The organism is Chryseobacterium sp. GQ58 (genome assembly GCF_059758895.1).
The window spans coordinates 253075-267314 of record NZ_JCAXEH010000002.1 but is presented as its reverse complement, the minus strand read 5'-3'; the positions used below and the strand labels follow the sequence as shown (position 1 = coordinate 267314).

Here is a 14240-nt window from a genome sequence, read left to right as displayed (position 1 = left end):
CCTTAGATTGAGCATGCAGAAACTGTGAGCAAAAGCATAAAAGAACAATTATTTTGGTTAAAAAACTCATTTTGCAGCAATATCAGAATCGTCTTTTTTGTCGTAAGATTGCGTGAGAGAAGCAACCTGAGTTACATTAATATTTTTTTGTTTTAAATTCTGAATGTTATTCAGGTTTTGCATTTCAGGTTTTAAAGCCTTTATTTTAAAGTTTTCAAATGTGAAATCCTTCAAATCGAATAAATCTGATTTTTCAATAGAAAACGCTGTTTCGCAACTTAAGTCAATGTTTTTTATTGTGATATTGTTGGCCAATCCTTTTTTCGGTCTTTCTTCACCTTTTAAATCAAAAAACTGGTTCCAGCCTTTTACATACAGGAAAGTTTTTACGTTTCCTGTGATATTTTCAACCGTAAGATATTCGTAATGTTGTGGCGTGTCGGGACGCATTTTCAGGTGTAATAATCTTGAGGCATCTTTCACTTTAGAATTACGCAAAATCACGTTATAATTATGAATAGATTCGCTTCCGCAAGTCAAAACGCTGTGGCAAAATCCAAAACTGTTGTCTTCGATAAGGATGTTTCTGTTTTCTCCATTATTAGGATCTTTATCTGCTTTCGGACCTTTTCCGCCTTTCAAAGCAATCGCATCGTCGTTGACTGACATATAACAATTTTTAATTAAGAAATTGGTACATGCATCAATGTCAACTGCGTCTGTACTTGGTCCTTTTACAGGTTCTTTCGGAGCTAAAATCGTGAGATTTAATAGTTTAACAAAATCGCTTTTGTAATAATGTGTGCTCCAGAAAGGGGAATTTTTAATGGTGATTCCTTCAACCTGCACATTTTTAGAATTTGAAACGTAAATAATTCTTGGTCTCATTTCATCCATATTGGTACATTTAGGATTCCATTGGCGTCTTTTCCAGAATGATTTCCAGAAACGAAGTCCGTTTCCATCTAATGTTCCTTTTCCTGAAATCGTGAAGCCGTCTAATCCGTCTGCATTAATTAAGGCCGGAAAATATTTTACCGTTTGTCCTTCCATTCTCGTGGTTACGACCGGAAAATCATTGATATCATCACTTCCCTTTAATTTTGCGCCATTTTCCAAATACAAATGCGTTCCCTGCTTGAAGAAAACTGAACTGATGAGAAAAGTACCTTTCGGAACAACTATAACGCCGCCACCATTTTTCGCAGCCAGATCAATGACCGCCTGAAGTTCTTTTGTCTGAAGAATTGTGCTGTCGTTCTTCACTCCGTTGGCTGTAAGGATATATTTTTTGCCTAATTTGTTGATATCTGTCGGTTTGTTATCTTTAAACCATTTTGGAATTTTGGTTCCGTCGGGCCATTTGTCCTGACTTTTCATTGCTGTTGAAAAGAAAAGAAGGATTAATAGAGATAAAACAATTTTGGATGTATTTTGAAATTTCATAATTAGTATATTGATGGATTCTCTGATTTATGAATAGTTAATTATAACACAAAAATCAGCAAAAATAACTTTCATTTCTTTAAAGAAAATTATTCTTTCATTTCATTTTTATAAAAATATAAATTTTGGGAGCGTACAGTATCCTGCTCTTTCATGTTGACAGAATTCTGACTGACGATCCAAATCAAAACACAATTCTATAATCTATATTTACTATTCAGGAATTTGTTGATCATAAAGCTAATTTGAGGATAATAATCTTAGATTTATCTATCATTATCGGGAAAAGATTTATCATTAAAAGGAATTTTTTGGCAATATTTTACAATAATCAGTTTAAATATTCTATAAATTATATCAATTTATTTGCTGTTTAAAAGAAGTATTGTTTTTTTTCAAGGAAATACTTTAGATATTTAGAAAGAATCTAATATTTATCAATATCAATTTGTGCATGTATTTATCAATTTCACGAATTTAATAAAACACCACCTTTATTTTATGTCACTTATGTCATAACTTTGTTATGCAGAAAGTTTACATAAATTTTCATGCTTTCTAAAGAATTATTTCATAAATTTAACTATCTTTAAGATTATATATAACCTGAAAAACGTCCAATATTTTAAAAACACTAAAATGATGAAATTAAAAAATGTTTTTTACACTTTATTTTCCAAAATTTCTTTGCGTACTTATAACTATTTAGATAAGTGTAAAGAAGATCTTCTGAAGGAATTGGGAACACCTGAAAGATCCAGCGACCATACAATGCTGTTTTATAACAGAAGACACTTTTTTTTCAGAGACGAAATTTTATTCTCGCTAAAAGGTGGAAAAGTTATTGAAATCGGCATCACCCATTACTTCATGGGCTTAGGCATCAGTGATGTGGTATATCGTAAAAGCGGAATTCCCACTTACAGCAATGTCAACCTTATCAACCATAAAGTATATCAATATTAATTAGAATATTGAAGAGCTAATTAATAATTTCTTGATGAACTTTAAAAACAAAAGAACCAGCTTTCGCCGGTTCTTTATTTTACTATTTTATATTTATTCTCTGGTAAAATAATATGTTTTGGAATTGTAAGAAACCTTGACCGTGTCTTTGTTACTTATAGATTTGATTTCTTTTTTATAAATATTTTTATCTGTACTATCTCTAGACAGTTTACCATATTTACTTGACACAACATCAAAATCAAAGCCTTTTAAGTTTTCAAATCTCACTAAGACTGCCTTTTTTTTCTCTCTTATTTTAGTTTCAACAATTCCAACTTTTAAAAGAACAGTATCTGAATTATTTATAACAATAGTATCATAATCGTGAAAAGAGGTTTGTTTGCCTCCAACTAATTTATATTTAATATAATTACTACCGGGGCAGGCCGTCATTATTAAACAGGCAAACAGAAAAAAACTAATTTTTAATCCCTTTTTCATATTATAATTTAATACAATTTCCGCTACTATCTGTTATCGAGCATCCTCCAACTTGTTGGAGTTTAGATTCTGCATCATACTCATTATACTGCATACTATTACCACTTTTAAATTCTACGTAAGGTTCAATACCCATAAATGTACGCAAAATCCACTGTTCTATAATACCGTGCATCTGGAATGTAGCCCAGCCCTGAGGTCTTGGTGCATGGCTGTTTCCTCTGTAATAACTTTGACCGCGATATTGCTGAACATAATGTGCAAATTCGTGACCATATACATTCGGATTATTTATTTCATTTCTATTCATTCCTATATTTTCACCGATAGTGATTGATGAGAATAAATTAGGAATAATACCTCCATGCCTCCACATCAATCGTTTTGTTGGGGTACTGAATTTTGTAGACAACTCTTCAACGCATCCTAAATTTTCCTTTTTAGGCACATAAACAGCTCCTAAGAGGGCAATATTTGCTATCGTCTGCGATGCACTTCCGATCGCTCCATTAATCATTCCTTTCTTCATACCATCTCCTACATTTCCTCCACTTATTGCGGCAGCTACAGTTCCTGATACACTTCCAAGCAAAGCTCCTGTTCCAGAATTGTATATAAGCTCACCTGCAACATTCGAAAGGTATCCTCCATTTTCAAATGCACTAAAGTTTTCCATCTTTCCACCAAGATATCCACTTACTAATCCCGACACTATCGTTGCCCAGCCAATTTTGTCTCCCATTGCCAAACCTGTTCCAACCTGTGATGCTACGCTTGTAAGCATATTCATCGTTGAACTCTGCCAGAATGAGCTGGCTGCAGCACTGGCTGTTGCTGCTCCAATACCACCGCTTATCGCGCCGGTTACTGCTCCGTATAATGCTGATTTCGACGCTGCTCTCAAATTCCAGCTTCCGTTCAGAAGTGCTGGAATAGAGTATGTAACCACAGCAATTGCTGAGCCAATCAATGCTCCATAAAGCATTCCCAATCCTATGGCAGCTAATGTAATTGGTTCTTCACCGGAAGGATCTGTATAAAGTAATGGATTATTTAATACATAACCATATCTGTTATAGCTTTGAGTGCTGTAAGGATCTGAAACAAAATTATCTACTGATAAGAATGTATGCAATTTCGGGTCGTACATTCTTCCGTTCATATGAATAAGACCAACAGCAAAGAAGTGCTCATGCCCGGTATATCCTCTTTCTAAAAGTGTACTTTGAACATGCATTGCTTGTCCGTTTCCGTTTACAATTTTCACAACATTTCCCCAAGCATCGAAATGTCTTTTTTCTTCAACATTTCCTATCTGATCTGTAAATGCCAATATACTTCCCTGATAATCCCTGTGAATGTAATGAAGTGCTGCTGTACTAAAACCTCCAACTGTAAAATCCTGAATATAAACAGCTTGAGCAGTATATGCGTCACCTCCGATATAGGTATAGATTTTAGTATTAACAAAACTCGCGCTTGGTCTTCCCATCTGGTTCAGATGTAAAACTTCAACAGACTTATCATCCGAATAAATTTTATTTTTCTCATACATCAGGAAGCTCGGTATATAATTATAATTAGAGGTAGCCTTCTTTTGGCGAATATTATAATTAAACAACACATGAGCCTCACCATCCTGAGAAACACTTACAGGAAGCCTATTTGCATTATATTCTATTTGCTGTAGCTGATTAACACTATAATATGCATCTCCCGCAGCATTTAGATTAACTACATTTTTTCTGTATCTGTTTCCGGAATCGTATTTATAATCTCCAACATTACTGTTTTCATCTATTCTTCCATAATTATCATAGGTATGAGTTTGTGTCCCGCTGGGATCCGTCCAGGAAGTAAGACGCAACAGGTTATCATATTCAAATGTTTCATTCCAGCCTCCCGGTTGAATTGCATTATTAGACCTTGAATTAAGAGTTCCTAAAATGGCATTGAAATTATATGTATTGCTCAACACAGCAACATTATTTGCATTAGTATGGTTGATACTTGTTAAATAATAATTACTATCATACGCATTATTCACCTGCACACCGTTTCCTAATGTAGAACTCAGTACTTGTCCTTTTTCATTAATATCATTCAATGTCCAAATTACAGTACCAGTCGTAAAGTCTTTTATTTTCTCTAAATCTCCTGAAGCTGCATAAACATTTTCTATTTTAAAGCTGCTTACATTCAAACCAGAATGGGTTTCTGTAAGCTCTGTGTTTACCCTTCCAAAATCATCAAAAGTATAAATTTTATCTACCGTAATTCCCGCTATACTCTCTGTTTTCTTATTGTTTCGGTAATAGTTATCATATTCATATGTGAATGAATTGCTTATACTATTTGATGTTCCGGCTTCTGATTTTAATAATCCATTGCTATCATAAGTATAAGTTACTCGTATATCTGTATTATCCCCTAAAACTCTTTTTCTTGCTAATCTTCCGTATACATCGTAGGTATATGTTGTCTTGCCTTTAGGGTTTTCTTCTGTAAGAATTTGCCCGAAATTATCATAGGTATAAGTATAATCACCACCAACAGAAGGGTCCGACATTTTAGTTTTCGCACCCCATCCATTTTGTTCGATGCTTACAATATGCCCGCCATAATTAGCTGATTTCAAATTACCATTAGCAAAATAAGTATAATTGATCTCACCTCCATTATCAACCATTTTCACTCTATTTCCCCATGCATCATTGGTAATGGTTTGTGTTTTTTGTCCGTCTACAACCGTTGACGACAACCCATTGTATGTAGATGTTACAACTTTTCCTGTCGGGAATGTAACTTTTTTGCCTCTTCCATATTCGTCAAATTCAGATATCGTCCATCGGGTTGCAGTATTTGTAGAGAAGTAAGGATCACTTTTCTTATATGGCCTGTCTAGTATATCATATTCGGTACGTCTGTCTATCCATTTGCTATTAATGCTCAATTCTCTTTCCAGACGTTTTCTTCCCCAGACATCTGTATAAGTTTCTTTGACAGCACCTGCAGGATCTGTAACTGTAAATTTCAGTCCGTTTAAAAATTCACTATTTGTAATCCATTCATAGTTATACAAAGTCTCTTTATTATAAAAGTCGGTTTCTTTTGTTTTTTTCTGCCAACCGTCATATGTATACGAGAAAGTCTGATTCAGATAATTTGTTTTAGATAATAAAACTCCAAAATTAAAATCATAGCTCATTTTGTCTTTAAAACCTAAAATATTGGTAGTCTGAACTATAAATCTTCCGGAGATATCATATTGCATTTCTTCCACTCTTGGAGACATTCCTGTAACGGAAAGTGTTTTTTGCGAAATATTTCCGTAGTCATCATATAAATAGTCTTCAATCAAATAATCTGTTCCATTTCCTTTTTTCTTTAATTGAGTAAGATAAATCCCTGTATATACATATTCTTGTTCTGTCGAGTATGTTTCTGACCCCAGAGTTTTCACAACTGTTTTCTTAAGCGGCCTTCCAATATAATATTGGTTTGCAATACCTGTTGGGTTATTGGCAAAGTCAAAAGTTGTTATTTTTTCACCTCCTGTAGCTACATCTTTTGCTTTTTTAAGATTATTAAAGCCGTCATATTCTTCGTAAAATGTAGATCTTGTAATTCCTGTAAGATTATCAATTTGGTCAGACTGGGAAATCAGATTTACAAAAACTTTGTTTGGCAGTAGTGAAGTATTATATGATTTGATGCTTTTTGTAACAAAATTTGTAGGTGAGTTATAATCTACAAAACCTTTTAAAAGATAAGATTCGATATTTGCACCACGCTTTAGCATATCTTGCTTGGTCATCGTCCACATAATATCAGCAGCATTTGTGTTTCCTGAATAAACAGAAGACGTTGCGTTCCCCTTAAATCCTAAAAAGCCAAAACCATCCAAATGCATGACAGCACCTTTATATCTGAAATCCTGAATTTTCGTTTCACTGCCAAAACTTTTCGTTATTTTACTTACAACAAGTGTGGAAGGAGAAACATTAATATTTACATAAGGATAAACTTCACTGGTGTCATCTGTATAGGTTCCGTTACCATTCTCGATTATCGGGCTATAAGTAATGCTGGTTAAGATTTCATTTTCTTTAACTCTTTTTAATAATACATCAGTTCTGTTATCTTTTTTGAAACTGATATATTTAATTTTATCTGCTCCGAAAAAAGCATAATCCAAATTCTGATTTACAGCATTCTGATTGGATAAAAACATTGGTGATCCATTTACTGTACTACCTCCGTAAGTATAGTTATTTTGCCATGTATCGACTGCTGCGGAAAACTCCGGATTACCATTAATATCATTATTCATATTATACCAAACAATACCCTGATCTCTGATGGTATAGTTTGATCCATAGGTCTCGTACGGATAATTCCACTGCCCACCTTGTGGATAATTGTGTGGCGCTAAAATTCTGTGAGAAAACACATCACCTTTTCCATCGCCGTTGATATCAGCAAAATTAAAGTAAATGCTTTCCTGCATGTAGCCGCATATCCATCCACCTGTTGCAGAAGGATAACATTGATTGGCAATCCAGGATTTACGATATTTTACACCAATATCTTTTACTGTGGTAGCAAGAGTCTGTCCGTTTGCTATGATAAAGAACCAGTTGCTATTATCGTCCGCAATCGGTATCACCAAATCTGTTTTTCCATCACCATTCATATCAGATGTATAGTGAGGAAAATCTGTCTTGATTAAATTGCTGGAAACAGAAGTTTTTTGTTCAAAGTTCCCATTATTCATTCCAAAGACATAAACAATTCCTGGATTTACCACATATAAATCAGACATACCATCACCTTCAAAGTCTCCGACATAGATTTTAGAAGAAGACTTGATTATACTGTTCCAACCCAACGATTGTGGCTGCTGAACAATGCTATTATTCGGATCAAATTTTAAAAGAAAAGCCTGCGCAAAATCTGAATAATAACTTTCGTTGCAACATCCTGAAGGAATAGTTTGACCCGGTCCCGGTTCTACACTTGGATCTGTGCTGGGATCCAAAGGACCACCCGGGCCATTATTACAAGTTGTTGGATAATAGGTGTAATAAGGAAGTGTAATGGTGAGTATATCTGAAATGCCGTCACCGTCAAAATCCCCCGAAAAATACTTTTTAGACATTTTTGAATAGTAAATATCTTCTCCCCCTCCCAAAATACATTTTTGGTTTTGAATAGTGGGAAAGCTAAAAGAATTACTAAATGCAAGGTCCAAAGCATTTGCGCTCGTATTTGTCGTATAATTGTTTACTTTAATAATTTCTGAATCCGTAATTATACCAGTGCTTTCCACTAATGTTGAAACAGCATCCAGGTTATTAAATTTATTATTCGGAAGTACAATTTTTGTTGAAAAAACTTCGGAAAACTTTTCAACATTATTTAGATTTCCTGCAACATTTGACGTTGAAGTAATAAGCTGGCTTGAATTAAAACGGTACAGTTTATCCTTAGAGTTTGGATAAGTCATAAAATCCAATGCTCCATCTTTATCGAAATATCCTGACACATATTGCCAGTTTCCAGTATCAAAAGCCGGTGAAACGTTGCTTATGACAGCATTCGGATCATTGATCACGCCATTTTGGGTAGTATCGTATTCAAAAGTAATTGGTTTAAGAGTCTCATTGGTCCCGTTAAACTCCTGAACCTGTACCAATCTGTCATAATTCAAAGAGGTTGTATTGTATGTAAGTTGATATTTTCTGTAAAGCTGATTTCCGCCTAAAACCTCTACTCTATCCAGTTTTTTATTAATTATAACTCTTCTTGGTGAGCTATAAATAAAATTCACTTCATTACGTGTTACATCTTTATAATAAAAATTAATGGTATTAATAACACTTGAAGGGTTCAGTGAAGAGTTATTACCATATTGAATCGATTTTATATAAATATTGCTGTTATAGCTTTCATAAAAAAACTTAATCCTATTGTAGTTTGCATCTTCAATCTGATTGATTTTCCATTCAAATGTATTTCCTGCCTGGTTATTATCTGAATAGCCATATCTGGCGACCTTACCATCGGGATAGTATACCAAAAAATACAATGGTCCTCCTACTAACTGTCCGTGTGATGTGATTTTTATATTTGAATAATTTTCGGTCTGATACTCTGCTCCGTCCTCTCCGTAATTACCAGATTTCAAGACCAGTCTTTGTCCGTCTAGTGCAAATCTGTCAAAGGAATCATAATCAATTCCATCCATCATTCCATCGTGGAACTTTGTAGATGGGATTCTGGTAATTGATGAAACACCTGTAATATTCCAGCCCCATCCTGCAATACCGTTTCCACCTTGATGTGAGTAAGACAGTGCAATTTCGGGTATCATTTCTTTAATACCCGGTAATGTTTTAATAGGAACTGTATAATTCGCTCCACCCGCAGGAGAAACCGAAAAACTTCCGGCTGTCTGTCCTACACCTTGCGCGTACAAAATATTTACCAAGCTGATTAGCAGCATGACAAATAGTGAGAGTTTATTTCTCATTACGAATAATTTGTTTAGTTTATGGTTAATTAATGTTTTAGAACTTTATAAGTAAGTTTTTCTCCATTATTCAGATGGAAAATTATCACATACATACCCAATGGCTGATCAGACAGATCCAATGTTACCTTCCCTTCTCTTTTGTTAAAAGGAATCGGTCTGAATTGCGTGAAATTATACGCAACATACTCTATCCTTTCTATCAAGTCTCCCAACTCAGGTTTCCAGACAAGGTTTACCTTATCTTTTGTTGGATTGGGGTAGACTTTTACCTGATAGGTTTCTCCCGTAAATTTTTCCTGCGTGATTAAATTTTCTTGGGTTGCAGTTTTGCCAATAGAAGTGCAGATAGCACAATACTGTCTCACTTTTTGATTTCCTCCTGTATCATATTCAAATGTAAGCGTCTGAGCCGCTACATTTTGAAAAAAAACTACAGGGAGAACAAGTAAAATGTTTTTCATGGTCGTAATTTTTTTCCAAAAATAGTGAAATTAATAAATCACACAACATTAAATCATTAAAATATGAATTATGTTTATTTTAAATACAAATAATTGATTCTTTTATTGCGAAAAATCATTTGATAAACGAATAAAATACCGTTTTTAGTAAAATTTATTTTAAATAAAAAACAGAGAATATCTATTCTCTGTTTTCTCTCGTTTTGATAAACCCATGTCGTCAGCCGCATCAATTGGGTGTGTTGTATGTTAAACTTTTTAGATGGTACAGAAATGCTGTAATTCCTTGAACACCTCTAAATTTAGAAATAATGTTTTCAAATCATACATTTGAATACAAGAGCGGCAGCAATGGGAATAACTTTGAATAATATTTTACTGCTAATTATTAAGTTATTACTGATCAGAATTCGCAGCTTCAAAGTTGATGGAATTGTATGCAGAATCTGTCAACAGTGCATCAGCCTCTTTCTCTTCTGCAAGTGTAGCTTCAAGAAGCGAGGCTATTTCATTTTCACCTAATGTTTTGGCAAAAGCAGCTAAAGTTCCGTAAGATGCTATCTCGTAATGTTCAATTTTTTGCGAAGCGGAAATGATTCCGGCATCGCGCACCGTACCAGCTTCTGTTTCCTCCATAATACTTTCACCTTCTTTAATCAAACCTTCCATGGCATCGCATTTCTTTCCACGGTTGGATTCTCCGAGTATATCAAAAATCTGCTCCAGTCTCTGCACCTGATTTTCTGTCACTGCAACATGCTGTTCAATGGCAGCAATAAGTTTTGGCTCGGTTGCATTTTTAGCCATTTTCGGCAACGCTTTTACCAATGCTCTTTCTGCGTAAATAATGTCCTTAAGTTCATCAATAAACAATTCTTTAAGTCCTTCTGCAGCGGAAGATTTTGCTGCAACCTTTCCTGTTGTCTGGCTGTTTGTCTTTTTCATATTAATAGATTTAAATGGTTTTTAATGCCACAATAAATACAAATATCAGACCTTAAGAATAGAGAAATTAGGTAAATTTTACCATTATATATTAGATAAACAGTTTCTTTTTACTGATTATTCTTTAACTATTTATTAATAAAGCATTATTAAGTAAAAATACGTAAGCAAAAAAATGGTTGTTTTTACGCTATTCTTAATTGGTTATTGTCCATTACTTTGAAGTATGAATTGACAACAATTTATATCAATCACAAAATGGCGGAATCCGAAAAGCCTTATGAGTAGGAAAACTAAAAATTAAGAAAAATGTTTACAAAAGCCGAACTAATCAATTTCAAAACATCTTTTAGCACAGCATTTCCTGATTATTATAATCAACTGGAATCATGTAAAACTGAGCAGCAATTAAAAGATACGTATGAAAAAATCAAAGCTGATGCCTTTGCTAAAGCTCAACCTTATCTTGCAGAAGGTGACGATCCGACAGGTTTTCCTGCATTGGCTCTTACACCTCAACAATATACTAATTTGACGAACGCAACAGGATCAAATATTAAAGTGTATGTTACAGCGATGCTAAATCAAGCGCAGGTAATACAGCCTAGTTTCAGTGTTGGCCAAACTGTTGCAACACTTATAGGAGGTGGTCTTACCGCAATAGGTTCAGTCGCCGGAGCAGCATTTGGCACAGGCATTGCGGCAGGGATGGTTACAGCTGTTGCTGTTGCCGCAGGAGTAACAGCAGTTACCGTTGCCGGTCTTGTAACGCTGATAGCGGTTGCGATTGTAGCGGTAATTATTCCTATTATTTATTTTATGCTTAAACCTGCCTGCTGTTTTATTTTAGTTCTCAACGAAACAAGCAGCCAGTTGACATGGAAAGATGATTACAATGTTCATGGCAAACCGGTAGGTTATACGCCTTTTATATCGGCGGCAATAAACATCGCTGAACCTATTCCCGGGGCCGGCAAATATGTTTACGCAGGTATTGTTCAGACAGATAAAAGAGATGATGCCTTAATCGGGACTCAATATGGATTTACTTATTCTGGTGGCAATGGAAATTACGATGTCAATTTTGGCACTGAATGTCCTTTAACCAGCATATATGTAGATAATAACTGCTTTTGCGAAATTGGTTCTACATCGGAAGATGCGGCTAATAAAACAGATTCGAAAAATGTATTAAGCTATTCTGCGTCAAGCAAAAATCCAAAACTTGATGTAAGTATCAATTGTAATTCAGGTTCCGGTTATGTTGCCTACTATATTGCAAGAGTTCAGGATGGATCATTAGATAATTAAGCTTAGTTATCTTTATAATACCTAAAAAAAAGCAGTACTTTTAAAATAAATACTGCTTTTTTAAGTTATGTTCGATGAAGAAATTATTTCTTTTTGAGATCATTTTCTTAAACGTGGTGACCGCGGAGGGATTCGAACCCCCAACCCTCAGAGCCGAAATCTGATATTCTATCCAGTTGAACTACGCAGCCAAGTTTATGAATAATTGGTAATAAGTGATTTTAAATATTGCTTATTACCAATTGCCCATTACTTATATTTTAGAATGTAATCTTCACACCTCCCAAAATCTGTGCACCAAGAACTTTATAGCCTTTGTACGTTTGATATTTTGAGCTTAGAAGATTGTTTCCGAGTGCGAAAATACTGAAATTTTTGTGAATTTTGTACTCTGCTGATAAGTTTAAATCTGCATATCCTCCAACTTTATCATTCGTATCTTCTGTAGACTGGAAAACAATTGCAGGATTTGCAACAGATTCTATTGAGTAAGAGTTTGTTGTTCTGTCACTTGCGAAGATTCCTTTGAAACCTAAAGACAATTTTTTCTCAAACATCGTATATTTTGCGCCAATGCTTCCTGTAAGTAATGGCACGTTATAAATATTTTCATAATTCTTTAAATCATACTTAATAAATCTCACTTCACCATCCAAAATCAGGTTTTCTAAAGGAAAATACTGCACGCTTCCTTTGATATCACTCACATTTCCATCGTCATAAACTGCAGAAAATGTATTGGCAAAATCATAAGCCGGACGATCTAAAGTAAATTCGTTATTGAAAAGATCATTGCCTTTATAAAACATTATATTTCGCATTTTGCCGAAGCCTGCCGAAAAATCATACTTAAAAGTTTCGTCGATATCGCCTCTTAAACCTGCATAAAAATGATATTTAGTTTCAGTTGGTCTCAACATTTGGTCAGAAACTAAAAAAGGATTTTCCTGAAGAAGTTCGCCGTAAGTATTCAGCTTTAATCCGCCGTCTACTCCACCATAAAACTTAAATTCTTTTGCTGCTGCAAACTGAAATTCTGCCTGTGGAAACCAATATGTTTTATTAGATTTCATTTCCTCGGCCATCAATAAACTAGAATTTTTAGCATTTAAAAAAGCAAACGAAGATCCGATCATTAAATATGAATCACCTTTTGCAAAAGTAAGTTTCGGAGACAAATTGGTATTAAAAAAAGTCGCCGAATTCTCGTCTCTGATCGCAAAATCAGTTTGTACGGTTTCCAAACCAACTCCCAAATCAGCGTTCATTACAATTCCGCTTTTTGAAAGCTCAACTGCATGCTTCGATAAATTAGCCAAAATAGAAACCTGATTTTCCTTGCTTTTAAAATGATCTTTTAAGAATGAAGATTTTACTCTTACATCATTCAAAATTTCATTAGAATAAAAATCATAATAACCGTTTACCTTAAACTGATTTACTTTCTGTTGCAAATCTACATCAGCAGCCGTTGAAAGCGCATAAACACCATAATAATTATAGTTATTCAAACCATATTCGGCATTTACATTTACTTTTCCTTTTTCACCATATGAATTTAGAAAAGCACCTAAAGTTGCAGAATTCTGATCAGAATCCCAGGCATAATCTTTCTTCAAACCTTTTGTGGAAAGCACATGAACATCTGCTCCGACTTCAATTTTGTTTTCCAAAGTTTTTGAAATATTGGCATCGGCTAAAATCTTTCCGTAATTACCCATTCCGAACTGAAAATAGTTGTTTTGGGCCGTTCCGTCAAATTTTGGCGTCACATCTTCACCCTGAATGGTAGAAGTTTTAAAATCTGAAACCGCAGGCACATCCGTAATATTATATTGTACAGGATTGGCAGATTTTTCTTCCGGCGGATAATTTTTGATGATTTCCACAGAAGTTTTTTTCTTCTCGATTTTTTTTACTTCCGGTTCTCTTTTTTTATTAAGAATCAGCTTTTCTTCTTTGATCTGGGAAAACGCTACAGACGAAATTCCCAAAAATAATATAGATAATACTTGAATTTTCTTGTTCATATATGTTGTATTAATGTATAAAGTAAAAAGTATTAATGATCAAATCATATACGTTTTACA

The 14240-nt window shown here is 34.3% G+C and carries 8 protein-coding genes and 1 tRNA gene; 2 read left to right on the top strand and 7 right to left on the bottom strand.

All coding sequences use genetic code 11. The features are described from left to right. Positions 1–66 precede the first annotated feature (66 nt). Complete coding sequence (locus tag AC6CHK_RS05435) at positions 67–1446, bottom strand: rhamnogalacturonidase (RefSeq protein WP_498094291.1); 1380 nt, start codon at positions 1444–1446, stop codon at positions 67–69. Positions 1447–2085: 639 nt separating this feature from the next. Here AC6CHK_RS05435 and AC6CHK_RS05430 point away from each other — a divergent pair. Next, on the top strand, positions 2086–2412 hold the full coding sequence (locus tag AC6CHK_RS05430) for a hypothetical protein (protein WP_498094289.1): 327 nt from the start codon (positions 2086–2088) through the stop codon (positions 2410–2412). A 93-nt stretch (positions 2413–2505) separates the two neighbouring features. On the opposite strand, the gene AC6CHK_RS05425 is transcribed toward AC6CHK_RS05430, so the two are convergent. The 4 genes from AC6CHK_RS05425 to AC6CHK_RS05410 form a co-directional block, all read right to left on the bottom strand. Beyond that, on the bottom strand, positions 2506–2895 hold the full coding sequence (locus AC6CHK_RS05425; RefSeq protein WP_498094287.1) for a hypothetical protein: 390 nt from the start codon (positions 2893–2895) through the stop codon (positions 2506–2508). 1 nt (position 2896) lies between these two features. Further along, positions 2897–9430: an RHS repeat-associated core domain-containing protein gene (locus tag AC6CHK_RS05420; protein ID WP_498094285.1), complete on the bottom strand. Its 6534-nt coding sequence runs from the start codon at positions 9428–9430 to the stop codon at positions 2897–2899. 29 nt (positions 9431–9459) lie between these two features. Beyond that, entirely contained in the window at positions 9460–9894 is a 435-nt protein-coding gene (locus AC6CHK_RS05415) for a T9SS type A sorting domain-containing protein (protein WP_498094283.1), read from the bottom strand. 396 nt (positions 9895–10290) lie between these two features. After that, positions 10291–10839, bottom strand: coding sequence for a YciE/YciF ferroxidase family protein (locus tag AC6CHK_RS05410; protein ID WP_498094281.1), 549 nt, complete (start codon positions 10837–10839; stop codon positions 10291–10293). Positions 10840–11148: 309 nt separating this feature from the next. On the opposite strand from AC6CHK_RS05410, the gene AC6CHK_RS05405 reads away from it, so the two are divergent. Further along, a complete protein-coding gene (locus AC6CHK_RS05405) occupies positions 11149–12150 on the top strand; it encodes a hypothetical protein (RefSeq protein ID WP_498094279.1) in 1002 nt (333 codons plus the stop codon). 114 nt (positions 12151–12264) lie between these two features. On the opposite strand, the gene AC6CHK_RS05400 is transcribed toward AC6CHK_RS05405, so the two are convergent. After that, positions 12265–12341: transfer RNA gene (locus AC6CHK_RS05400), tRNA-Arg, on the bottom strand. 69 nt (positions 12342–12410) lie between these two features. Further along, positions 12411–14180 (bottom strand): TonB-dependent receptor, encoded by a 1770-nt coding sequence (locus AC6CHK_RS05395; protein WP_498094277.1) that lies wholly within the window; start codon positions 14178–14180, stop codon positions 12411–12413. Between the last annotated feature and the right edge of the window lie 60 nt (positions 14181–14240).